Raw genomic sequence first — 227 nt, 5'->3', positions numbered from 1 at the left:
GAATTACCGGAAAGATATGTAAGAGAAGTACATAGTAGTAGTTTAAATGAAGAAGAATTAGAATTAATAATAGCAGAATATAGAGCACAAGAAAGAAGACTGGAAAGGCTTTTATCAAATGACATTGTACTTTTACCAAATGAATTTGGCCAAGGAGAATATGAATATAAAAATCATCTTCTAGTAAGTTCCAATGTATATAGAGATATGAGAAGATATTATGAAGA

The 227-nt window shown here is 28.6% G+C and carries 1 protein-coding gene; it reads left to right on the top strand.

Going from position 1 to position 227, the window contains the following annotated elements:
- On the top strand, positions 1-227 hold a 227-nt coding region (locus tag VJI93_RS09345; RefSeq protein WP_324000661.1), incomplete at both ends, for a hypothetical protein.

The organism is Parvimonas sp. M20, from assembly GCF_035282425.1.
Classification (GTDB): domain Bacteria; phylum Bacillota; class Clostridia; order Tissierellales; family Peptoniphilaceae; genus Parvimonas.
Note: the sequence above shows the minus strand (reverse complement) of the source record. Positions and strands in the feature narration are given on the sequence as shown.